Origin of the sequence: Streptosporangium sp. NPDC020072 (genome assembly GCF_040631445.1) — a bacterium.
In the GTDB taxonomy this organism is placed as follows: Bacteria; Actinomycetota; Actinomycetes; order Streptosporangiales; family Streptosporangiaceae; genus Streptosporangium.
The window spans coordinates 293,040-314,154 of sequence record NZ_JBEYAB010000006.1 but is presented as its reverse complement, the minus strand read 5'-3'; the positions used below and the strand labels follow the sequence as shown (position 1 = coordinate 314,154).

Sequence of the window (21,115 nt, the reverse complement as noted above, 5' to 3'; positions counted from 1 at the left end):
AGGCGACGTCAAGGCGGGTAGGGTGATCGCGTGCCGTCGTCAGAGTCCTCCGGCGGGTCCGTGTGGCTGCGTCCCGAGCGGCCGCCGCGCGACCGCCAGCTCACCCGCGAGCGGATCGTCGACGTGGCGGTCGCCGTCCTCGACGCCGAAGGCCACCGCGGCCTGTCGATGCGTCGCGTCGCCACCGCCCTCGGAGTGACCGCCGGGTCGCTGTACTGGTATGTCCACACCAAGGACGACCTGCTGGAACTGGCCCTCGACCGCGTACTGGCCGAGGTGAGCGCCGGCCCCGGCACGTCCGGCTGGCGGGACGGCCTGGCGACGCTGGCCCGCAGCAACCGCGCCATGCTGCTGCGCCACCGGTGGGCCCTGTCCGAACTGACCGTCAGGCCCAACCTCGGCCCGAACGCGCTCGCCCTGGCCGAGACCGGGCTGCGCCTGCTGGAGCACGCCGGGTTCACCGGCTCCGACCTCGACGCCGCCATGGCCGCCGTCAACGACCACGTGGTCGGCGCGGTCATCGCGGAGGTCGCCTGGCGCGACACGCTGGCCCGCATGAGCGGGACCGGGTCCGAATGGGACGAACGGGCGGCCGAGTATCTACGCCAGGTCGCCGAACGCCACCCGACGCTGGCCGGCCGGATGGCCACCACGGGTGAGATCGACGTCGAGCATGAGAGCGAGCGGCGCTTCGCGTTCGGCCTCGGCTGCCTCCTGGACGGCCTCGCCACCCGGTGCGCGGCCCCGTCCCCGTCATAGCGCCGGCGACGTACGGCACCGCGACGGCTCGCGCGCGAGGGCGCCTGGGCGAGCCGTCGGCCGCGTCCCCGGCGGCGTGGGCCGCGGCGGGCGCCGCCGTCCTGAGGTTGCACGACACGCCGTCGCCGCCCAGGCTCGGCCGAGCGGACCGGGGCTGCGGGACCAGCTCGGCTTCGGAAACCGACACCTGCTCATTGGTCAGGAATGGTGGGGAATCCCGGCGCGAGACGCGGTGGAGCTGTGGGATCGTGGGGGCTTTGACGCCACATCCTGCCCGCCGTACCCGGGGATTTGTCATGGAATTTCGGATTATGGGGGCATTGTCGATACGTGACGGCGCAGAGGATCGCACTCCCACCGCTCCGAAGCACCGTGACCTGCTGGCGATGTTCGCGCTCAACGCCCGCCGACCGCTCACCGTCGAGCGGCTGCGACAGCTGCTGTGGCCGCTGGAGGAGGGTGACCGGTCGGACTCGCTGATCCGCGGCTACGTCGGCCGGCTCAGGCAGCTGATCGGCCAGGACGTCATCACCACCGTGTCCGGCACGTACACGCTGGCCATCGACGACGACCAGCTCGACGTCGGCCGCTTCCGTCGGCTCATACAGGAAGGGCTGTCCGGGCGCGACAGCGGGAAGCTGCGGGAGGCGCTGGACCTGTGGCGCGGACCGGTTCTGGCGGACGTGGACCCTGACGCGCGGCGCTGGGCCGAGACCGGGCGGCTGCGCGAGGAGCTCGAAGAGCTTCGCCTGCTCGCCCTGGAGCGCCGGATCGAGCTCGACCTGGACGCGGGCCGGCACCGCGAGCTGTTGTCCGAGGTGCGGATGCTGGTCGCGCAGCACCCGCTCTGGCAGCGTTTCCGCGGCCAGTTCATGCTGGCGCTCTATCGCAGCGGGCGGCGCGTGGAGGCGCTGGCCGCGTACACGGCGCTGCGCGACGAGCTCGACGGCGGGCACGCCATCGAGCCCGACCCCGAGCTGCAGCTTCTCTACCACCGCATGCTGCACGACGATGTCATGCTGCACGTCTCCGCGGGCCCGCCGGTGCTGTTGCCGCGGGACGTCGCCCACTTCACCGGCCGCGCCGACCTGCTCGATCAGGTGTTCTCCGGCCTGGTCGTCGTGCACGGCCCGGCCGGGGTGGGCAAGTCGGCACTCGCCGTACACGCCGCCTGGCGGCACAGGGAGCGTTTCCCCGACGGGATCCTGTACGCGGACCTGCGCGAGACCACCCGGCCCGGCGCGATCCTGGAGGACTTCCTGCGCTGGCTCGGCTGCCCGGCCCAGGCGGTACCGGCGTCGGAGGGCCGGCGGCAGCGGCTGCTGCGCACCTACACCGCCAACCGCCGCATGCTCGTCGTGCTGGACGACGCCACCGACGAGTCCCAGGTACGGCCGCTGCTCACCTCATGCCCCACCGTGATCACCAGCCGGTCGGCGCTCGGCGGGCTGACCGGCGCCGTACGGCTGCCGCTGGGCGTCCTGGACGACGGCGAGGCCCGTGACCTGCTCGTCAGGCTCATCGGCGAGGAGCGGGCGGACGACGGCGGGGTGCGGGAGCTGATGCGGTTCTGCGGCGGGCTGCCCATCGCGTTGCGCATCGCCGGATCCCGCCTGGCCACCAGACCGGGCTGGACCCCTGGTTACCTCGCGGGCCTGCTGGAGGACGAGCGCGTGCGGCTGGACCGTCTTCACTCGGGCGACCAGACGATCCGCAGCGTGTACGCGGTCGGCTACGAGGGCCTGCCCATGCCGGCGCGCCGAATGACGCGACTGCTGGGCGCGCTGTCGGCCCCCGACGTCGCCGACTGGGCCGTCCAGGTCTTCGGCGACCAGGCCGACGCGCTCGTGGACGCCGGCCTGCTGGAGGCGCACACCGTGGACGTGGCGGGCCAGGTCCGTTACCGCATGCACGACCTGACCCGGCTCTACGCCCGCGAACGGCTGGTAGAGGAGGAGGGCGTGCATGCGGTACGGGAGGCGCTCGCGCGGCTCCAGGCCGTCGTGATCGCCCGGGTGCAGGCGTCCCGGTTCCCGCTGGTCTCCGGTGAGCCGAGCATGCGCGGCTTCGTGACCGGGGACATCAAGGAGTCGGTCGAGTGGCTCGTCGCCGAGCGCGCGTTCCTCGCCGCCCTCGTCGGTGATCTGTACGGGGCCGGCCTCGACGAGGGCGCGTGGCGGCTCGCACATCTGCTGGGCCCGTTCCTGGAACGGCGGCGCTTCCTGGACGACTGGCGGCCGGTCGCCGAGACCGGCCTCGCGGCGGCACGGCGCACGGGTGACGCCCGCGCCGAGGCCCTGCTCCTGCGCGACCAGGGCGACCTGTACCGGGCCGAGGGCCGGTGGGCGGAGGCGCTGGACCTGCTCACCCGGGCGCTCGGGGTGTTCACGGGTCCCGGTACGTCCAGCGGCAAGGAAGCCGCGCAGGTCCGGCGCAGGATCGGCCAGGTTCACCTGGAACAGGGCCACCTGGACGAGGCGGAACGCCAGCTGACCTCCTCTCTGCGCGCCTTCGGCGGCGGGAGGGCCGGCGCCGAGGCGCAGCAGGCGCTTGGCGCGGTGCTGCGGCGGGCAGGCCGCCCCGGCGAGGCGGCCGACCGGCTCACCGCCGCCGCGGGCCTCTTCGATGACCGGGGCGACCGGCACCGGCACGCCGACACCCTGCTGGAGCTGGCCGAGGCACGGCTGGCGCAGCGGCGGGTGCCCGACGCCAGGGACTGCGCGCAGCGGGCCAGGTCCATCGCCGTACGGCTCGGCGACCGGCTGCTGGACGCGCACGCGCTGCTGGCGCTGGCCCGGGTCAACCGGGCTGAGGGCGACCGCGAGGCGGCGCGCAAACTGGCCGAGGACGCGTTCAAGATCTTCGACGGCATCGCCGACGAACCCGGCAGGGCGACCGCGCTGGACCTCCTCGCCGCCCTGATCTAGCGACCTGCTCTGACGGCTCAGCACCGCCCCTGTTGGCTTCCTGTCGTCAGTCCAGAGGAAGGACGCGCTCGTCGCGTTGGACGCGGGAGCTCGGCCCGGACGCCTCGAACTTGACTGAGCGGATCAGTACCGTATGGAGCATGGTTGCCCCTCTTGCCCCTGAGGATCCTCCGCGTCTGGGTGAGTTCGAGCTGCTGGGCCGCCTCGGGGAGGGCGGACAGGGAATCGTCTACCTGGCCCGCGACCCGGTCGGGCAGCGGGTGGCGGTGAAGGTGCTGATCAGGGCCGACGCCGAGGCCCGGGCCCGTCTGGCCCGCGAGCTGGCGGCGGTGGAGAGCGTGGCGCCCTTCTGCACCGCCCGCGTGCTCACTGCCGTGCCGGACGGGCCGCGGCCGTACGTGGTGAGCGAGTTCGTGGACGGGCCGACGCTGGCGGAACGGGTGCACGAACACGGCCCCCTGCGCGGCGGCGAGCTGGAACGGCTGGCCGTCGGCACCACGACGGCCCTGGCCGCCATCCACGCGGCCGGCGTCGTGCACCGCGACTTCAAACCGAGCAACGTGCTGCTCGGCCCGGACGGTCCCCGGGTGGTCGACTTCGGCATCGCCCGCGCGGACGGTGTCACCACTATGACCAGCGGGCTCATCGGCACCCCCGCCTACCTCGCGCCCGAACAGCTGGGCGGCTCCCCCGCCTCACCCGCCTCGGACGTCTTCGCCTGGGCGGGCACCATGATCTTCGCCGCCACCGGCACCTCCCCGTTCGCCGCCGCGAGCGTCGCGGACGTGCTGAACCGCATCGTCACCCACGAACCGGATCTGTCAGCGGTCCCGCCGCCGTTGCGCGACTCGGTCGCCGCCGCCTTGGAGAAGGACCCTTCGCACCGGCCGAAGGCGGGCGAGCTGCTGTCCCGCCTGATCGACCCGGTCTCCGGCGGCCGCGGCAGGTCGATCGTGGAACTCACCAGCCTGGGCAGCCGCCTCGCCGCAGAACCGGCCGGCGATCGGGGAACGCCGGACCCGGCCGGCGGCCGGGATCCTGCCGGGACGGCCGGTCATGAGGACACCGCGGGACCCACCGGGGAACCCACGGCTCCGCCCTCGGCGCGGGCCCCGGTGTTCATCGGGTGGGCCGCCGGGCGGGGCCGCCGTAGGGCGCTCGCCGTGGCGGCGGCACTGGTCGCGGTCGTGGTGGGGGCGCTCACCTGGTTACGGCCGTTCGGCGGGGCGGGGTCCCAGGCGTCCTCAGGCACCGGCGGGCCGGGCACCTCGCCCGCCTCCGCTCCCACCTCTGGGCCCCCGTCTGCCTCGCCGTCGAGCTCAGGAGGGGTCTCGCCCAGCGGGTCGGCGAGTCCGGGTGCGTCGGTGGCCCCGGGCGGGGGGCTGCGGGTGTCCGACACGTTCGGACGCACGGTCAGCACCGGATTCGGCACGACGGACGACGGGAAGCGTCACTGGTCGGTCGGCGTTCCGGAGAGCGACTACTCGGTGGACGGTGGGAAGGGCCGGATCACGACGTCCTCCGGAACCGGCTCCAGCGCCTACCTGGACGGGGTGAAGGAGACCGGAACCGACCTCGGCTTCACCTTCGCCGGCGACAGGCCCCCCACCGGGGGCGGGATCTACGTGACCGCCGTGGGGCGCAGGGTCCCGGCGGTGGGGAGTTACCGGGCGCACGTGAGCCTGCGGCCCAACGGCAAGGTCCTGCTCCAGCTGATCCGCTACGAGGCGGGCCGCGGTGAGATCGACCTCGCACAGCCGCTGTGGGTCCCCCGGCTGACAGCGGGCGCGGGCATCGCGATGCGAGTACGCGTCCAGGTCACCGGCACGTCGCCGACCACGATCCGCGGCAAGGTCTGGGCCGTCGGCGCGGCCGAGCCGGACTGGCTGCTCTCCGTCACGGACGCGACCTCCGGGCTCCAGGTCCCGGGTGGGGCCGGCCTGCTGACCTTCTTGTCTCGTAAGGCCACCGACACCTCCGTCACGGTGACGGTGGACGACTTCGCCCTGACCGCGATACCGGGGTGACCTCCTGGGACGTGACCGACCGAGCAGGACGTCGAGGGCCTCGACGTCCGCCTGTTCCCGTTCGTGCCGTCCACGATGCCGGGTGACCCGGAAACCGGGAGGTGAGCGTCTCCGGTGGGCGCGGGTCAGGAAGGGCGGCTGACGGCGGTGATGCCGGCGAGGATGAGGTCGATGCCCGTGAGGAACTGCTCCCGGTCGTTGTGCCCGCGCATCTGGTCGGCGATGTCGTGGAGGAACGGGTGGTCACCGGCGTCGAGGCTCTTCCACGCCTTGGACACGGAGTCGAGGAATTCGGCGCGCCGCGCACCGGCCCGCGGGACCCCGACGTCGTCCGCGGCGTCGGAGGGCTGGGCGTTCTGGCTGGTGGCGCCAAGGATGTAGTGCACCAGCGTCGAGGTCGTGGCGAACCAGTCGCTCCGTGGAACGCCCAGCGTGCGCACGCACCCGCCGATGCTCTCGAAGATCCGGGGTGTCACCGTTCCCCAGGGGTTGCGGGTGACCTGCACGGCGAGCTGGACGGCGAGCCAGGGGTGTTCGGCGACCGCGTCGTACAGGCCGAGGGCGGCGGCGCGGAGCCGCTCGCGGCCGGTGTCCTCGGTCCCGGGATCCGTCGCGGACTCCTGCGGGGCGGGAAGGGCGGCGACGACGACGCTCTCGGTCGCGGCCTGCAGCAACTCGCCCATGTTTCCGACGTGGTGGTAGATGGCCCCGGATCCGGTGGACAGGCGCTCCGACAGCGCGCGGACCGTCAGAGCCCCGGCCCCCGCCGTGTCCAGCAGCCCGACCGCCGCCTCGATGATGCGCTCGCGCGAGAGCACCTGCCTGCGCCTTCGTGACTGGGGTGTCGGTGTGGTCATGCCCTCATCCTGTCAGTTTTGGTGCGGCGCTCCAAAATGGAGTACGGTTCCAAAATTGGAGCGTTGCTCCAAACTTGTGGCTTCGAGCTTCGCGGAGCACGGTCCCGGCCCGTCGAGCCCCGGCCGATCCGGAAACTCGCGACTGGAGGAGAACCGACATGCGCGACGTGGTGATCGTGGGGGCCGGGCCGGTCGGCCTGTTCCTCGCCGGTGAACTCGCCCTGGCCGACTGCTCGGTCCTGGTACTGGAGAAGAGCCCACAGGCCGCCTCGCCGTACTGGGCGCTCCCGCTGGGGATGCGGGGCCTGAACGCCGGGTCCGTCGAGGCGTTCCACCGCCGAGGGATGCTCACCGCCCTCCTGGACGCCTCACGCGTCGACGCGCGGCAGGTCGGCGCGCGCGAGGTGTCCGCCCCGCGCGACGTGAGCCATTTCGCGGGCCTGCGCCTGGACGCCGCCGACGTCGATACCGGTGCCCTCCCGCCCCGGCTGCCCGGCCCCGCGTCGGAAGGGATCATGACCAGTCTCGAAGCGGTCACCGGCGTCCTGGAGGAGCGGGCGGTCGCGCTCGGCGCGCGGATCGTGCGCGACGCCCCGTTCGAGGCCGTCGACCAGGACGGTGACGGCGTCCTGGCCCGGGCCGGCGGGCGTGAGTACCGGGCGCGCCGGCTCGTGGGATGCGACGGCGGACGCAGCGCGGTGCGCCGCCTGGCAGGCTTCGACTTCGTCGGCACCGAGCCGCTGTTCACCGGCTACGTCGCCCACGTCACCTTCGAGGACCCGGACAAGCTGCGCCCGGGTTTCAACTCGACGCCGACCGGCATGTACCTGCGCACACCCTTCGAAGGGCACCTGGGCATGATGGACTTCGACGGCGGCGCCTTCGACCGCTCCCGGCCGCTGACCCGCGACCACCTCCAGACGGTCCTGCGCCGCGTCTCCGGCACCGACGTGACGATCGACGAGGTCCACCTCGCCTCCAGTTTCACCGACCGCGCCATGCAGACCAGCGGCTACCGCAACGGCCGCGTCCTGCTCGCCGGTGACGCCGCCCACATCCACTCCCCGCTCGGCGGTCAAGGACTCAACCTCGGCATCGGCGACGCCATGAACCTCGGCTGGAAGCTCGCCGCCACCCTCCACGGCACCGCCCCCGAGAACCTGCTCGACACCTACACCGCCGAACGCCACCCCGTCGGCGCCGCCGTCCTCGACTGGTCGCGCGCCCAGGTCGCCACGATGAACCCCGGCCCCAACACCCCGGCCCTGCGCCGGCTCGTCCACGACCTGCTGCGCACCGCCGACGGCACCACCCATGTCTTCCGCGCCACCTCCGGGCTCGCCCACCGCTACGACCTGGGCGGCGACCAGCCGGTCGTCGGCTTCACCGCCCCGGACTTCCGCTTCCGCGACGGCACCCACCTTGGAGACCTGCTGCGTGAAGGCCAGGGCGTCGCCGTCGACCTCACCGCCGCGCAGAGCCTGCGGGAGACCACGGCCGGCTGGCAGGGCCGCGTCCGCCACGCCCCCGGCCCGGTCGCCGACGACCTCGGACTCGGCGCCCTGCTGATCCGGCCCGACGGCGTCGTGGCCTGGGCCGAGGGCCCCGACCCCGACCCCGAGGCGTTCCGGCGCGCCGCCACCCGCTGGTTCGGCGCCCCCACCGCCTGAGCGGCACGCGCCGGCACCCGTACTGGTCCGCCGCCTCCACGACGAGGCCTGGTGTCCCGTTGCCCCGGCCTCCTCCCCGGATTTACGCATTCCGATATAGGCATATGATGATGGTCATGGCACGAGCAGCGACGACGTCGGACGTCTTCAACGCGATCGCCGAACCGCAGCGCCGGGAGATCCTGGCGCTGCTGCGGGCGGGCGAGCGGCCGGTGACCGAGCTGGCCCAGGAGCTGGGGATGACCCAGCCGCAGGCGTCCAAACACCTGCGGGTGCTCCGGGAGGTCGGGCTGGTGCGGGATCGCAGGGCGGGCAAACAGCGCCTGTACGGCCTCGACGCCCGGGGGCTGCGACCGGTCCACGAGTGGACCGGCGGGTTCGAACGGTTCTGGAACGAGAGCTTCGACCGGCTGGACACCTACGTGCAGGACCTCAAGCAGGCAATTCAGGAAGGAGACAACCGATGAGCGAGACGGGGCGGGGAGCGCCGGAGCGGTCCGCCACGGCCGACCGCGAGATTGTGATCTCCCGGGTCATCGACGCCCCCGGGAGCTGGTGTTCGAGGCGGAGCAACCAGGGCAGCCGGTTCACCGCAGGTCAAACAATCTGACATCCAAATGTAACGGGCCGAATATGATTCCCCCATGAGTCAAGGCAGCGCACGCAGGGACGACGGCGGCCGCGGGGACGCCGTGGACGCCGCCCTCGCCCAGTGGCGGCACGAGCGCCCCGACCTGGACCTGGCCGCGATGGGCATCTTCGGCAGGCTCACCCGGCTTTCCCGCCTTATCGTCCCCGCGGTCGAGGAGGCCTCCGCCCGGTACGGCATGCGCCGCGGGGAGTTCGACGTGCTCGCCTCGCTGAGACGCTCCGGCCCGCCGTACACACTGACCCCCTCCGAGCTCTCCTCGGCGCTGATGATCTCGCGGGCCGGTATGACCAACCGGCTCGACCGGCTCGAACAGGCGGGGCTGATCGAGCGCACCCTCGCCCCCGACGACCGCAGGAGCGTGCGGGTCACGCTCACCCCGAAGGGTCGTGAGACCGCGGACGCCGCGCTCACCGAGCACGTGGCCAGCCTCACCCTGCTGCTGTCCGGGCTCACCGCCGAGGAGCGCAGGGTCCTCGACCGGACCATGCGCGTCCTGCTGCGCAGCGTCGGCAGGTCCGCCGCACGGGGCCGGGCCGCCAGGAGCCGTCAGACCGGTCCCGGGCCCCGTCCCCGCACGTGAGACGGTGAAACCGTTCCAGGGCTGACGGTCACCCCCGGTGGCGCCGTGTCGGAGCGTCCCGCGCGGCGAGGCCGTCCGCCGTGGACGCGAACCGGTGATGCCGGGTCGGCGCCGTGCGGAGAAGGGCGTCAGGGCTGGAGGATCCGCCGGAGCAGGGTGGCGTAGCCGCGGGGGTGCGCGGTGTTGCCGTTGTGCCCGCCGGGGAAGCGGACGACCTGGGTGCCGAGGAGGGCGGCCAGCGCCTCGGCGCACCGGTAGTCGAAGACGTGGTGCGGGGTGGTGGCTCCGACGGCCGGGACGATCCGGGTCCGGGTGTGGGCGATGCGGGCGACCGGGAGGGTGTCGGTGATGACGGCCGAGAAGTCGTGCCGGATGAAGTAGTCGAAGTTGGCGATCCGGTTCGGCGTCATCGGCTGCGGGGTGAGGCCGGGCTCGGCGTCGGGGTTGGCCGGGTCGATGCCCAGGACGTCGGCGATGGCCTTGAACGCGGCGGTCAGGCCCTCGCGCTCGTAGAGCGCCTGGACCTCGGCCAGTTCGCGCTCGTGCCGGGCCCGCCGGTCGTCTGGGAGCAGACGGGGCGCGACCGGCTCGTGGGCGACGAGTGTGCCGATCTGATCCGGGTGCCTGACCGCCACGTGCAGGCCGATGACCGCGCCCAGGCTGCAGCCGAGCATCCGGACGGGCTGGTCGGTGAGCTCGGCGAGCAGCCGGTGCACGTCGTCGGCGTGCTCGGCCATCGTCGCGCCGCGCGCCGGTTCGTCGAGCGCGCTACGGGACAGACCACGCCGATCGTAGGTCACCACGGTGAAATCGCCGGCGAGGTGCTCCACCAGGTCGACGGTGCGGTCGGCGTCGCCCTCGCCGCTTTGCGAGATCAGCAGCATCGGGCCGGTTCCACGCACCTGGTAGTGCAGGGTGGCGCCGGGAACACGCAGCTCGCTCATGTGAGGGGTCCTTTCGGATGGTTCGTATGGCTTGTTCGCCAGGAGTCGACCATAAAGCATCAACCTTGATACATCAAAATTGATGCATCAAGGTTGATGTATCGTCTACCGGGTGAATGGAATCGAGCTGTTCGTGCTGGGCCGTACCTTGATGAAGCTCGGTGAGCGGGCGCTTCCGGCCGAGGAGGTCGGCGACCACGCGGCGAGCACCCGTACGGTCCTGATCGTGGTCAACGACCTGCGGGACCACCCGGGTAGCGCGGTGGGTGAGATCGCCGTCCGCACCGGCCTGCCGCAGAGCGCCGTCTCGGCCGCGGTCGCCCGGCTGCGCGAGGCGGGAGCGGTCGTCACCGAGCCCGACCCGCGCGACCGCCGCCGTTCCCTGGTCCACCCACGTGTGTCGGAGCGCGTCCAGGAGGTACGCGCCGTCTCCGTCGACGCCACCCTCGCCGAGGTCCTCCCCGACGACACCGCCCTGGCCGAAGTGTGTTCAGCCCTGGAGACCCTGGCCCGCCATCTCACCCCCCGGAGCCCTGACAGGTGACCCTGGGCGAGGAGCCGCGTCTCGCCCGTACGGCCGAGCGGAGCCGGTTCGGTGCCGCGCCGTGCCGGCGGGCCGGACGTCGGGGTTGTTCACCGGGCGGGGAGCTCCCGCTTCCTCACCGGCCGCGTCAGCGGTGCGGCTCAGAACCGGTTTCTGAGGCGGTCGAGGACGTTCGGCCTCCGGAGGCCGTGCTGCCCCGGCGGGCGCTCAGGAGAGAGCGGCCGCAGCGTGGGCCAGCGATCGAGCATGCGGTCGCGCATCATCGCCGTGAGGTCGCCGACACCGGCCAGGGCGGTGTCCGCGGTGACCTCACCGACGACGCCGAGGCGGTGGAGCAGCCGTTGCCGGGCGGTGGCCGTACCCCAGGTCCAGTCGTCCTTGACGAGCGCGGCCAGGTGGTCGGTCCCGTCACGGCGGGCCCGTTCGACGAGCGCGTCTCCCCGCAGCAGCCACCCGACGCACGCGTCGGCCAGGTCGCCCCGGGGCCCGGTGCCCGTGGCGGTGTTCCAGGCGGCGCGATAGGCCTCCTCGGCGCGACGCAGCAGCGGCCCGGGCAGGGCGGTGACGCACCAGCAGGTCGGGAAGGCGACGCGCAGATAGGCCAGTTCGACCAGGCCGTTCCCCAGGGCGGCCTGCTCGAAGTCGACGAAACGTGTTCCGCCGCCGGTGTACAGGTCGTTACCTGGACAGGGGTCTCCGTGCAGCAGGGCGTGGCCCGTCTCCCGCCCCAGCCGGTCGAGCACGCCGTCGAGCTCCGCCCTGACGGTCGGCGCGACCGCGACGCCGAGCCGAGCAGCCAGCCGGAGGAAGGCGTCCAGGACGTCGGGGCCGGGCGGGGACCAGCGGGGCAGCGCCCCGGCGTCACCGACGTCCGTCGTCGCGTGCAACCGGGCCAGCGCGGTCGCGTAGCCGACCGCCCAGTCGGCGGGCGGTTCACCGGAGTCGAGCCACTCCATGACCATGATCCGGTGGCCGGGGTCGGCGCCGAACAGTACGGGCGCCAGGGGCGGATCGGCCCGTGCGGCCAGCCGCAGCGCGGTCACCTCGCGGCGGAAGCGCTCGTCGGCGTCCGCACCGCCGACGATCTGCTTGATCGCCACGGCGGTCCCGCCCATGTCGGCGCGCCACACCCGTGAGCGCGGGCTGCTGACCAGGCGGCGCGGCCGGGTCACGGGGCCGTGGTGGGAGACCGCGTCACCGGCCAGGGAGGCGATCGTGCCGCGTACGATCTTCATTCCGCGAGGATACGTTCCCTCGGGACGCGCCGCCCGGCCCGATGACCGTGGCGTCCCCCGCGGGAAACGCCTCGGCGACGGCGTCACGACCGGCTCCATGCGGGCTTCCCGGCCCGCCGCGGGGCGGGCCGGTGTCACCCGGTGTGCACGGTCGTACGGCCGGCGGATACGACATGTCACGCACCAGAACCAGGGTGATGTCAAAGCCGTAAAGGAATCTTGTTAACCGACCCGGCGCCACCGATATTGCGGATGTCTCTCTCGACCCCCCGGAGGCTCCGCGTGCCACAGGCAGTGCCACAGTTACGAGCAGTCCTCATCGCCCTGGCGGTGGTCGCGGCGGGCGTCACGCCCGCCAACGCGGCCCCGACCGTCCCCACCGGCACCTCTCCCGCCATCACCGTCGAGCGGGGGCGGAGCCAGCCGGTCTTCTCCTACGCCGACGCCGTCCGCGAGCACGTCTACGTCGAGTCGGGTGCCGACAGCGACGCCGACGGCCGCCCCGACCGCATCCGCGTCGACATCATCAGGCCGAGGGAGTCGGGCCCGAGGCTCAAGGTCCCGGTGATCATCGACGAGAGCCCGTACTACGACAACGCGGGCCGGGGCAACGAGGGCGAGCGGAAGGTCTACGACGCCACCGGAAATATCACGAAATTCCCCCTCTTCTATGACAACTACTTCGTCCCACGTGGCTACGCCGTCCTCAACGTCGACATGAACGGAACCACCAGGTCCGACGGCTGCCCCGACGGCGGCGGCCGGGCCGACGTGCTGGGCGGCAAGGCCGTGGTGGACTGGCTGAACGGCCGCGCCGTCGCCCGCCGGGAGGACGGCACCCCCGTCGCCGCGGACTGGACCACCGGCAAGTCCGGGATGATCGGCAAGTCCTACGACGGCACACTGGCCAACGCCGTCGCGGCGACCGGGGTCCGGGGGCTGGAGACCATCGTCCCGATCTCGGCGATCAGCTCCTGGTACAGGTACCAGCGATCCAACGGGGTGGTCTACAACTACGACTACATGTCCTGGCTGGCCTCCTACGTCGACACCGACCCGGACGCCAAGTGCGCCGCGGCTCGGGCGCGGATGGACGCCGAGGACGGCGACGCGACCGGCGACTACAACCCCTTCTGGGCCGAGCGCGACTATCTCGCGGGCTCCCTCGCCGACGTCTCCAAGGTGCGCGCCAGCGTCTTCGCCGTGCACACCGTCAACGACCTCAACGTCAGGCCGGACAACTTCTCCACCTGGTGGCGGGCCCTCGCGGCGCGGAACGTGCCCCGCAAGATCTGGGTCGGGCAGTACCAACACGTCGACCCCTTCGACTTCGCCGGACGCCGTGACGTCTGGGTCGACACCCTGCACCAGTGGTTCGACCACTGGCTGCTCGGCGTGGACAACGGCGTCATGCGCCGTCCCCGCGCCGACGTGCAGGTCGGCGTCGATCGCTGGATCACCCAGCGTGACTGGCCGGAGCCGTTGTCCCTCAAGGTCCCCTTCCATCCGGCGGCCGACGGCTCGCTCGGCCTCGTCCCCGCGCGCAGGGGGCAGACGGCCTCCTTCACCGACCTGCGCCAGTCCGAGGAGACGATGGTCGCCGACGTCGGCACCGGGGCACCGGGCAGAGTGGCCTTCACCACCGGGAGCCTGCCCCTGGACCTGCGCCTGTCCGGGACGCCCGTCGTCGACCTGCGGGTAGCGCTCGACCGGCCGACCTCGAACCTGACCGCGCTCCTGGTCGACTTCGGGGAGGACACCCGGGTCGACTGGCGCCGTGGCCAGGGCATCTCCACCCTTCCCGAGGAGAGCTGCCACGGCGAGAGCACGGCCGCCGACGACGCCTGCTACCGGAAGGTCGCCACCAACCTGGCCACCCGCCCGCTGGAGATCGTCGCCCGCGGCTGGATCGACGTGCAGAACCGCGACTCCCTCAGCGCGCCCACTCCCCTGCCGCCCGGCACGTACGGCAGGGTCCGCTGGGAGACCCTGCCGCAGGAGTACACCTTCAAGAAGGGCCACCGGCTGGGCTTCGTGATCGCGGGCACGGACGCCACCTACAGCTCGGAGAGCCCGACCGGGGCGGTTGTCACCGTCGACCTGGCCAGGAGCAAGGTGGTGCTCCCGCTGGCGGTCGGCGCGCTGCACATCGGTGACGTGCCCAAGGAACTGGGCCCCTGGCGCGGCCCCGGCAGGGTGACCCTGCCGGTTCCCGAGCCGAACTTCTCCTGACCCTCCCGGGGAGGGGCGCTCGCCGCCCCTCCCCTGACCGGCACGAACGGGAACACCCCACCCCATATTGCACCGACCGATGCAAAACGGGTAGCGTGCTCTCATGGCGAGGCCGAGATCATTCGACGAGGACCGGGTCCTGGACACCGCGATGCGCACGTTCTGGGCGAACGGCTACGAGTCGACCTCGACCAGAGACCTGTGCGAAGCGCTCGGCCTGGACCGCAGCAGCGTGTACAACGCCTTCGTCAACAAGCGTGAGCTGTTCAAGCGCGCGCTGACCCGTTACATGGACGCCACCACCGCCGACCAGCTGCGGATCCTCGACAGTCACGAACTGCCGGCGATCGAGCGGATCCGCGCACTGTTCGCCGGGATCCTCAGGACGGAGGCGGAGAACCGGCGCGACGGCCACGGCCTCGGCTGCCTGACCGTCAACACCACGATGGAGCTCGCAGGCCGCGACCCGGAGATCGCCCTGATGCTCGGCCGCGACACCGAGCGGCGGATCGCCGACCTGAGCGCCGTCATCGAGAGCGGGCAGCGCGCGGGCGACATCGGCTCCACCCGCGATCCCACCGAACTCGCCAGGTTCGTCAACGCCGTGATCGCCGGGATCCGGGTGGCCGCCCAGGGGGGCGCCGACGACGCCACCGTCGCGGCCATCGCGGCCACGGCCATGGACGCCCTGGCCTGACCCCCGCCTTTTCACGCCCAAGTTCTACACCGATCGGTGCAAAAAGGAGCTCCCCTTGCCCAGAGCCGTCTACGTCCTGGCCATCGGCATCTTCGCCATGGTGACCAGCGAGTTCGCCGTCGGAGGCCTGATGCCCGAGATGGCGGGCGGACTCGGCGTGACCATCTCCCAGATCGGCTATCTGATCACCGCCTTCGCGGTGGCCATGTCGGTCGGCGGACCGCTGATGACCGTCGCACTGGTACGGATACGCCCGAAACCCGCGCTCATACTGCTGTTCGCCGTCTTTCTGGCGGGCAACGTGCTCGCGGCCGTCGCGCCCTCCTACCCGATCATGATCGTCGCGCGCGTCGTCACCGGTGTCGCCTCCCAGGCCTTCTTCGGGGTCGCCATCTCGGTCGCGGTCCGGCTGAGCCGCCCGGAGGTGCGCGGCCGTGCCCTCGCCGTCGTCCTGAACGGGTTGATGCTCGGCACCCTGCTCGGGCTGCCGCTGTCCACGCTGATCGGCGGCCGGCTCGGCTGGCGCGCCGCCTTCTGGGCCGTCGGCGCCCTGACCGTCGTCGCCGCACTCGCCACGACGGCGGGCGTCCCCCGGCTCGGGCGTGCCGACGGTGGCGGCCTCAGGCGGGAGATGGCGGTCTTCAGGAACGGCCGGCTGTGGCTGGCGCTGTCGACCAGCACCCTCATCATCGGCGCGACCTTCGCCGCCTTCAGCTATCTCAGCCCGATCCTCACCCAGGTCACCGGGTTCGCCTCGGAGACCGTTCCCCTCCTGCTCGTCGCGTACGGCGCGGCCACCGTGGCCGGCAATCACGTCGTCGGGCGCCTGGCCGACAGGCACACCGTCGGCGTCCTGCTGTCCGGGCTGGTTCTCAACACGGTCTTCCTGGCCGGGTTCGCGGCGTTCGCCCACCTCAGCGTTCCCGCGGTGATCGCCATGCTGGGCGTCGGGCTGGTCGGAGTGACCATGAACCCGGCGATGGCCGTACGCGTCCAGCGGGTGGGCAACCCTGGGCCGCTGGTCAACACCGTCCACGCCTCCTTCATCACCCTCGGGGTGATCATCGGCTCCTCGGCCGGTGGGCTGGTCATCGACGGCTTCGGGCTGCGCGCCCCCCTCTGGCTGGGCGCCGGGCTGGCCGTGCTCGGGGTGGTGTCCCTCCTGCCCGAGCTCGGCCGTACCAGGGGGCGGTCGCCGGCGGAGAGCCTCGCCCAGGAGCGCGCCGGAGCCGCCGCCACCTGCTGACACGCCGTCCAGGCCGGACCGGGAGAACGGCCCCCTTCAGACCCGGGCGCCACGGACGTCGCCAGCACGGCGCCGCACGGTTCGCCCGGCCTTCCGGGGGCCGTCCGGGATCAGCAGGCGCCGAGGTCGGCCCACACCCACCAGGCGTTGGCCGGGTCCTCAAGCTGGGTCCACCACCGGGCCTGGTAGATGTGCCCCTTGCGGGAGACCCTGTCGCCCTGGCTGTAGCTGTCACGGCCACGCCAGACGGGCGAGGTGCACGCGGGCGGGTACGGCCCGCCGGTCGTCGCGGGCAGCTCGAACCCCCAGCCGGCCTGCTGCCACTGCGGGATCAGCTGCCCGTAGGCGGCCACGGTCGCCGAGCGGTCGCCACCGCCGTCGTGGGAGAGCGAGACGGCCGTCGGGTAGATCTGCGAGCTCAGCCGCTGGACGAGCACGTCCGCCGGGGAACCGTCCCAGTCGGAGGGGTCCATCGTCCAGGCCAGGGCCGACATGCCGAGGGAGGCCGCGACCTGCGGCGAGGCACCCCAGGCGGCGTAGGGGGCCCTGAAGTACCTGATGGGCAGGTTGGGGTCGCCCGCCGCCGTGCGGATCGCGTCGTTGGTCGCGGTCAGGTCGGCGCGGATCGCCTCGGGGGTCCAGCCGGCGAGCGAGTCGTGGTTGACGGTGTGGTTGCAGACGGCGTGACCGTCGGCGACGATGCGGCGCACCAGCTCGGGGTGCGCCTTGACCTGGTTTCCGAGCAGGCAGAAGGTGGCGCGGATCTGCCTGCTCCGCAGCAGGTCGAGGACCTTGGGGGTCCAGTCGGGAGAGGGGCCGTCGTCGAAGGTGAGGGCGACGACCTTGCCGCCGTTACGGGTGGCGTAGACGATGTCGCCGGTCGGCCCGTCCGCCAGGGCGGGGGTGGCGGTGGCCATCGCCGCCGTTAACGCCACGATCATGCTCAGGACACGCGAACGCAGTCGCATAGGGGGCCTTTCGATGGGGGGAGGTCGAGGCGCCTTACTGGAAACCTTCTTTACCATAAGAGTGATCAAGGCAACAGTCCCGGAAGTTCAGGCTCCTCGTACGGCTTCGCCGAGCCAGCGGCGGGCCACGGCGAAGAGCAGGGAGGGCGGTACGGTCCCCGCCCCGAGCCCCACCTCGACCAGCAGGTCGAACACCTCCCGCCGCCGGGCGGCGACACCGATCGCGGCGTCGATGAACCGGGGGGAACGAGCGGCCAGGGCGAGCGCGTCGGTGGTCCTCAGATGCCGCCCGAGCGCCCTGCCCAGTTCTCCCCGGTACCGGGGCAGCGGGTCGTCCGGCGCCTGCGTCGCGGCCTCGCCCGCGAGCCTGCCCGACAGCAGGGCGTAGTAGATGCCCTCCCCGGTCAGCGGGTTGATCAGCCCGGCCGCGTCGCCGGCGAGCATCACCCTGCCCGCCCCGGCCCCCGGCCTGCCCGGGGACAGGGGGAGGTGGTGGGCCCGCAGGTCGCGGGCGGGCAGGTGGGGCAGCAGTTCGGCGAGCCTGTCGTGCAGGACCCGGCGTCCGGGCAGGCCGGTCGCCCGCAGCCGGGGAAGCAGCATCCCGAAGCCGACGTTGGCGCTGCCGTCCCCGACGGGGAACGACCAGGCGTAGGCGGGCCATCCCTCCCCCTGCATGACGATGCGCTGGACGTCGTCGTCCAGGGGCACGTCCGCGTAACCGCGCACGGCGATCGCGGTGTGCCTGCCCGGGGAGGCCGGCATGCCGATGAGGCGCCGTACGACGGAGTTGGCCCCGTCGGCGCCGACGACGGCACGGGCCGTCACGGTGCCGTCGAGGACGACGTGCCCGTGCCGTACGGCCAGGGCGCGGACCCGGTGGCGCCGGACCTCCACGCCCCGTTCCCTGGCGGCCTCCACCAGGCGGGCGTCGAAGACCGCGCGGGGGACGACGTGGTTCGGTCTGGCGACCGTGGCGTCGACCCGCGCTCCCCCGGGCGAGACGATCGACAGGCGTCGCGTCGGCCGATGGTCGGCGATCAGGTCCGGCAGGCCCAGCAGGGCGAGTTCGTCGTGCCCGTGGGCGGCGATGCCGTCACCGCACGCCTTGTCGCGGGGGAAGTCGGCCTTGTCGAGCAGCAGCACCCGGGCGTCAGGACGGAGTTGCCTGGCCCGCAGGGCGGCGGCGGATCCGGCGGGACCACCGCCGACGACCACAAGATCCCATATGTCGTCCACGCCGATGAGCCTCCCACCGTACGGCCCGGCGAAACCCCTCGGCGCCTCCCTCCCGGCCCGGAAACCGGCCGCCGGGAAACCCGCGGCCGGTCATCGGAATTCCATTGTTTCGGTTGGAATCGGCCTTTCACCTCATCGGTGTCTCACAGCATCGGAAAGGCGGCGAAGACCGTCTCCGGCGTCAAGAGGGAATTCTCCTTGACGCCGGAGACGCCCCCCGGAGAACGGATGGCGTACGGCCTGGAGGCCGTCTCCCCCTGCCCGGCGGACGGCCGTGTGGCCTCAACCGGCCGGAGGGGCATCCGGGATGTGCGGAGAGTTCGGGCGGGATCAGCCGCCGCCACCTCCGCCACCTCCACCACCGCCGCCACCACCGCCTCCGCCGCCGCCTCCGCCGCCGCCACCACCTCCGCCGCCGCCGCCTCCACCGCCGCTGTGGTTACCGCCGCCGCCACCTCCGCCGCCTCCACCGCCACCGCCGCCTCCACCGCCGCCTCCACCGCCGCGGTGGCATCGGCCGTGACGGCAGGGCCGCAGGACGAGACTGCTCTGGGTGAGGTGCACGGAACCGGCCGACAGGGCCTGAGGCGCCGTCGAGGCGTTGGCGATCTCAGCCGGCATCGTCACGGGGGCGGCGAGAGCGGAAGCCACCATCGCACCGGCCGCGAGAATCTGCTTGACCATGAGTGATCACTCCATGTCGTGATGGATGCGCCCTGGTGGTCCCAGGTCGCCGGGAACACCGTTCAGGCATCTCAAAAAGACGCCGACACGGCGTGGACTTAAAGACCACGCTAATGAGAAAGACCTTGAAAGGGTCACCCCAGAGAGGCAAAGGCATCGATTCCGTGCCATTACTCCAAACAATGTAATAACAATGGGTAATGAATCCGCCACTCTCCGCGATCGACACGACGAGGGGGCGCGCACCTTGAGGGGGACAACCCCGTGGGGGTATGTTATGGTCATTCAAGTACCCCCCCAGGGTATCAACCGGGAACCGGAGTCCCGAGAGTCGGGAATACGGTAGGGGGGTACCGTGTTGTGAAGGGTGAAGCGACCACCGGAGAGGAGAGGGAGATGAGCGGCTACACCGCGAACAGGGAGGACCACCTCCGGCGGCTGCGCAGGATCGAGGGCCAGGTCCGCGGCCTGCAGCGGATGGTCGACGAGGACAAGTACTGCATCGACATCCTCACCCAGGTGTCCGCGGCCGACCACGCGCTGAGATCCTTCGCCCTGTCCCTGCTGGAGGAGCACATGGCCCACTGCGTGGCCGACGCGGCCGCCAAGGGCGGGGCCGAGGCCGACAGCAAGGTCAAGGAAGCCACCGACGCCATCGCGCGCCTGGTCAGGTCCTGACCGGGCACACGAGAGAAGAACGGAAAGAGAAGACGATGAGCACCACCACATACACCGTCAAGGGCATGACCTGCGGCCACTGCGTCAGCTCCGTCAAGGAGGAGGTCGGCGAGGTTCCCGGCGTCACCGGCGTCGAGGTGGACCTGGCGACCGGCCTGGTGACGGTGAGCGGACAGGGCCCGGTCAGCGACGACGCGGTCAGGGCCGCGGTGCGGACCGCCGGATACGAAGTGGTCGATCCGGCATGAACACCCCAGCCAGGCTGGGGGCCTACCTTCTCGGCCTCGCCGTTCTCTTCGGCGGAGCCCTCGGCGCGGGCAGGGCGGCGGACACCGCCGGCCTCACCCCCCAGGCCACACCCCACACGACCGCCTCACCCGCCCCCGGCGAGACGTCCGTACCGGAAGGACTTCAAGTGTCGAACAACGGCTACACCCTGACCCCGCGGACCACCACCGTCGAGCCCGGCCAGGAGACGGACTTCCGTTTCACCGTCACCGGCCCCGACGGCAGGCCCGTCACCGGATACCAGGTCCAGCACGAGAAGAAGCTGCACTTCATCGTCGTCTCACGCGACCTCGGCGGTTTCTGGCACCTGCACCCCCGGGAGGCCGGGGGCGGCGAGTGGTCGGTGCCGCTGACGCTGCCCGCTGCGGGCGCCTACCGGGCGTTCGCCGACTTCTCCCCCGAGGGCGGCGACGCGCTGACCCTGGGCGTCGACCTGCTGGCCCCCGGTGACTACAGGCCCGCGGCGCTGCCCGCGGCGAGCCGTACGACCACCGTGGACGGCTACACCGTCACCCTCGACGGCGACCTGACCCCCGGCGCGTTGAGCAAGCTCACCCTGAGCGTCGCCAAGGACGGCAGGCCCGTCACCGACCTGCAGCCCTACCTGGGCGCCTACGGCCACCTGGTCGCGCTGCGCGACGGGGACCTGGCCTACCTGCACGTTCACCCCGACGGGGAGCCCGGCGACGGCAGGACCGCCGCGGGCCCCGGGATCACCTTCTACACCGAGGTGCCCAGCCGTGGCGCCTACCGGCTCTTCCTAGACTTCCAGCACGGAGGGGTCGTGCGCACCGCGAGCTTCACCGTGCGCACCGGCCAGGCCGCCGCCCCGGCCTCGGGGACCGGCGAGCAGGCCGGACACGGCGGCCACGGAGGACACGCCCACTGACG

General features: G+C 72.2%; 20 protein-coding genes. 14 read left to right on the top strand and 6 right to left on the bottom strand.

Going from position 1 to position 21,115, the window contains the following annotated elements; genetic code table 11:
- Positions 1 to 30 precede the first annotated feature (30 nt).
- The 3 genes from ABZ470_RS16515 to ABZ470_RS16505 all read left to right on the top strand — a co-directional run bounded on the left by ABZ470_RS16515 (position 31) and on the right by ABZ470_RS16505 (position 5,713).
- A complete protein-coding gene (locus ABZ470_RS16515; RefSeq protein ID WP_362911888.1) occupies positions 31 to 759 on the top strand; it encodes a TetR/AcrR family transcriptional regulator in 729 nt (242 codons plus the stop codon).
- Between the two features lie 296 nt (positions 760 to 1,055).
- Positions 1,056 to 3,686, top strand: coding sequence for a BTAD domain-containing putative transcriptional regulator (locus tag ABZ470_RS16510; protein WP_362778804.1), 2,631 nt, complete (start codon positions 1,056 to 1,058; stop codon positions 3,684 to 3,686).
- A gap of 140 nt (positions 3,687 to 3,826) precedes the next feature.
- Positions 3,827 to 5,713, top strand: a complete 1,887-nt coding sequence (locus ABZ470_RS16505; protein WP_362911887.1) for a serine/threonine-protein kinase — start codon at positions 3,827 to 3,829, stop codon at positions 5,711 to 5,713.
- 125 nt (positions 5,714 to 5,838) lie between these two features.
- On the opposite strand, the gene ABZ470_RS16500 is transcribed toward ABZ470_RS16505, so the two are convergent.
- Positions 5,839 to 6,570 (bottom strand): TetR/AcrR family transcriptional regulator, encoded by a 732-nt coding sequence (locus ABZ470_RS16500; RefSeq protein ID WP_362911886.1) that lies wholly within the window; start codon positions 6,568 to 6,570, stop codon positions 5,839 to 5,841.
- A 158-nt stretch (positions 6,571 to 6,728) separates the two neighbouring features.
- Between ABZ470_RS16500 and ABZ470_RS16495 the strand changes: the two genes are divergently transcribed.
- The 4 genes from ABZ470_RS16495 to ABZ470_RS16480 all read left to right on the top strand — a co-directional run bounded on the left by ABZ470_RS16495 (position 6,729) and on the right by ABZ470_RS16480 (position 9,472).
- On the top strand, positions 6,729 to 8,240 hold the full coding sequence (locus tag ABZ470_RS16495; RefSeq protein WP_362911885.1) for an FAD-dependent oxidoreductase: 1,512 nt from the start codon (positions 6,729 to 6,731) through the stop codon (positions 8,238 to 8,240).
- A gap of 116 nt (positions 8,241 to 8,356) precedes the next feature.
- Complete coding sequence (locus ABZ470_RS16490; protein WP_362911884.1) at positions 8,357 to 8,707, top strand: metalloregulator ArsR/SmtB family transcription factor; 351 nt, start codon at positions 8,357 to 8,359, stop codon at positions 8,705 to 8,707.
- Entirely contained in the window at positions 8,704 to 8,850 is a 147-nt protein-coding gene (locus ABZ470_RS16485) for a hypothetical protein (protein WP_352013330.1), read from the top strand. Before ABZ470_RS16490 ends, ABZ470_RS16485 begins: the two co-directional genes overlap by 4 nt.
- A gap of 34 nt (positions 8,851 to 8,884) precedes the next feature.
- The gene (locus ABZ470_RS16480; RefSeq protein WP_352013329.1) at positions 8,885 to 9,472 is read left to right on the top strand and encodes a MarR family transcriptional regulator; all 588 of its coding nucleotides are present in this window, start codon (positions 8,885 to 8,887) and stop codon (positions 9,470 to 9,472) included.
- 128 nt (positions 9,473 to 9,600) lie between these two features.
- Here ABZ470_RS16480 and ABZ470_RS16475 read toward each other — a convergent pair whose 3' ends face one another.
- A complete protein-coding gene (locus tag ABZ470_RS16475) occupies positions 9,601 to 10,416 on the bottom strand; it encodes an alpha/beta hydrolase (RefSeq protein ID WP_352013325.1) in 816 nt (271 codons plus the stop codon).
- A 112-nt stretch (positions 10,417 to 10,528) separates the two neighbouring features.
- Between ABZ470_RS16475 and ABZ470_RS16470 the strand changes: the two genes are divergently transcribed.
- Complete coding sequence (locus ABZ470_RS16470; RefSeq protein ID WP_362911883.1) at positions 10,529 to 10,960, top strand: helix-turn-helix domain-containing protein; 432 nt, start codon at positions 10,529 to 10,531, stop codon at positions 10,958 to 10,960.
- A 140-nt stretch (positions 10,961 to 11,100) separates the two neighbouring features.
- Here the strand turns inward: ABZ470_RS16470 and ABZ470_RS16465 are convergent, their stop codons facing one another.
- The gene (locus ABZ470_RS16465) at positions 11,101 to 12,195 is read right to left on the bottom strand and encodes a hypothetical protein (RefSeq protein WP_362911882.1); all 1,095 of its coding nucleotides are present in this window, start codon (positions 12,193 to 12,195) and stop codon (positions 11,101 to 11,103) included.
- Positions 12,196 to 12,477: 282 nt separating this feature from the next.
- Between ABZ470_RS16465 and ABZ470_RS16460 the strand changes: the two genes are divergently transcribed.
- The 3 genes from ABZ470_RS16460 (at position 12,478) to ABZ470_RS16450 (ending at position 16,370) form a co-directional block, all read left to right on the top strand.
- On the top strand, positions 12,478 to 14,427 hold the full coding sequence (locus tag ABZ470_RS16460; protein WP_362911881.1) for a Xaa-Pro dipeptidyl-peptidase: 1,950 nt from the start codon (positions 12,478 to 12,480) through the stop codon (positions 14,425 to 14,427).
- A gap of 103 nt (positions 14,428 to 14,530) precedes the next feature.
- A complete protein-coding gene (locus tag ABZ470_RS16455; protein WP_362911880.1) occupies positions 14,531 to 15,124 on the top strand; it encodes a helix-turn-helix domain-containing protein in 594 nt (197 codons plus the stop codon).
- Positions 15,125 to 15,179: 55 nt separating this feature from the next.
- Positions 15,180 to 16,370: an MFS transporter gene (locus ABZ470_RS16450; RefSeq protein ID WP_362778770.1), complete on the top strand. Its 1,191-nt coding sequence runs from the start codon at positions 15,180 to 15,182 to the stop codon at positions 16,368 to 16,370.
- 110 nt (positions 16,371 to 16,480) lie between these two features.
- On the opposite strand, the gene ABZ470_RS16445 is transcribed toward ABZ470_RS16450, so the two are convergent.
- From ABZ470_RS16445 to ABZ470_RS16435, 3 genes are all read right to left on the bottom strand, one after another.
- Positions 16,481 to 17,338: a polysaccharide deacetylase family protein gene (locus tag ABZ470_RS16445; protein ID WP_362911879.1), complete on the bottom strand. Its 858-nt coding sequence runs from the start codon at positions 17,336 to 17,338 to the stop codon at positions 16,481 to 16,483.
- A gap of 87 nt (positions 17,339 to 17,425) precedes the next feature.
- Positions 17,426 to 18,574: an NAD(P)/FAD-dependent oxidoreductase gene (locus ABZ470_RS16440; protein ID WP_362911878.1), complete on the bottom strand. Its 1,149-nt coding sequence runs from the start codon at positions 18,572 to 18,574 to the stop codon at positions 17,426 to 17,428.
- A gap of 143 nt (positions 18,575 to 18,717) precedes the next feature.
- Positions 18,718 to 19,062: a hypothetical protein gene (locus tag ABZ470_RS16435; RefSeq protein ID WP_362911877.1), complete on the bottom strand. Its 345-nt coding sequence runs from the start codon at positions 19,060 to 19,062 to the stop codon at positions 18,718 to 18,720.
- Between the two features lie 592 nt (positions 19,063 to 19,654).
- Between ABZ470_RS16435 and ABZ470_RS16430 the strand changes: the two genes are divergently transcribed.
- From ABZ470_RS16430 to ABZ470_RS16420, 3 genes are read left to right on the top strand one after another with little or no spacing between them, the layout of a single operon-like run.
- Entirely contained in the window at positions 19,655 to 19,936 is a 282-nt protein-coding gene (locus ABZ470_RS16430; RefSeq protein WP_352013316.1) for a metal-sensitive transcriptional regulator, read from the top strand.
- Positions 19,937 to 19,971: 35 nt separating this feature from the next.
- The gene (locus ABZ470_RS16425; RefSeq protein ID WP_352013315.1) at positions 19,972 to 20,184 is read left to right on the top strand and encodes a heavy-metal-associated domain-containing protein; all 213 of its coding nucleotides are present in this window, start codon (positions 19,972 to 19,974) and stop codon (positions 20,182 to 20,184) included.
- Positions 20,181 to 21,113, top strand: a complete 933-nt coding sequence (locus tag ABZ470_RS16420) for a hypothetical protein (protein WP_362911876.1) — start codon at positions 20,181 to 20,183, stop codon at positions 21,111 to 21,113. The genes ABZ470_RS16425 and ABZ470_RS16420 overlap by 4 nt, the downstream gene beginning before the upstream one ends.
- The last annotated feature ends 2 nt before the right edge of the window (positions 21,114 to 21,115 follow it).

Bases quoted from the DNA above. Each gene is read 5' to 3' on its own strand.
- ABZ470_RS16465 (WP_362911882.1), bottom strand. From the start codon at position 12,195: ATGAAGATCGTACGCGGCACGATCGCCTCCCTGGCCGGTGACGCGGTC.
- ABZ470_RS16490 (WP_362911884.1), top strand. From the start codon at position 8,357: ATGGCACGAGCAGCGACGACGTCGGACGTCTTCAACGCGATCGCCGAA.
- ABZ470_RS16420 (WP_362911876.1), top strand. From the start codon at position 20,181: ATGAACACCCCAGCCAGGCTGGGGGCCTACCTTCTCGGCCTCGCCGTT.
- ABZ470_RS16445 (WP_362911879.1), bottom strand. From the start codon at position 17,338: ATGCGACTGCGTTCGCGTGTCCTGAGCATGATCGTGGCGTTAACGGCG.
- ABZ470_RS16485 (WP_352013330.1), top strand. From the start codon at position 8,704: ATGAGCGAGACGGGGCGGGGAGCGCCGGAGCGGTCCGCCACGGCCGAC.
- ABZ470_RS16510 (WP_362778804.1), top strand. From the start codon at position 1,056: ATGGAATTTCGGATTATGGGGGCATTGTCGATACGTGACGGCGCAGAG.
- ABZ470_RS16480 (WP_352013329.1), top strand. From the start codon at position 8,885: ATGAGTCAAGGCAGCGCACGCAGGGACGACGGCGGCCGCGGGGACGCC.
- ABZ470_RS16455 (WP_362911880.1), top strand. From the start codon at position 14,531: ATGGCGAGGCCGAGATCATTCGACGAGGACCGGGTCCTGGACACCGCG.
- ABZ470_RS16475 (WP_352013325.1), bottom strand. From the start codon at position 10,416: ATGAGCGAGCTGCGTGTTCCCGGCGCCACCCTGCACTACCAGGTGCGT.
- ABZ470_RS16495 (WP_362911885.1), top strand. From the start codon at position 6,729: ATGCGCGACGTGGTGATCGTGGGGGCCGGGCCGGTCGGCCTGTTCCTC.
- ABZ470_RS16505 (WP_362911887.1), top strand. From the start codon at position 3,827: ATGGTTGCCCCTCTTGCCCCTGAGGATCCTCCGCGTCTGGGTGAGTTC.
- ABZ470_RS16430 (WP_352013316.1), top strand. From the start codon at position 19,655: ATGAGCGGCTACACCGCGAACAGGGAGGACCACCTCCGGCGGCTGCGC.
- ABZ470_RS16500 (WP_362911886.1), bottom strand. From the start codon at position 6,570: ATGACCACACCGACACCCCAGTCACGAAGGCGCAGGCAGGTGCTCTCG.
- ABZ470_RS16425 (WP_352013315.1), top strand. From the start codon at position 19,972: ATGAGCACCACCACATACACCGTCAAGGGCATGACCTGCGGCCACTGC.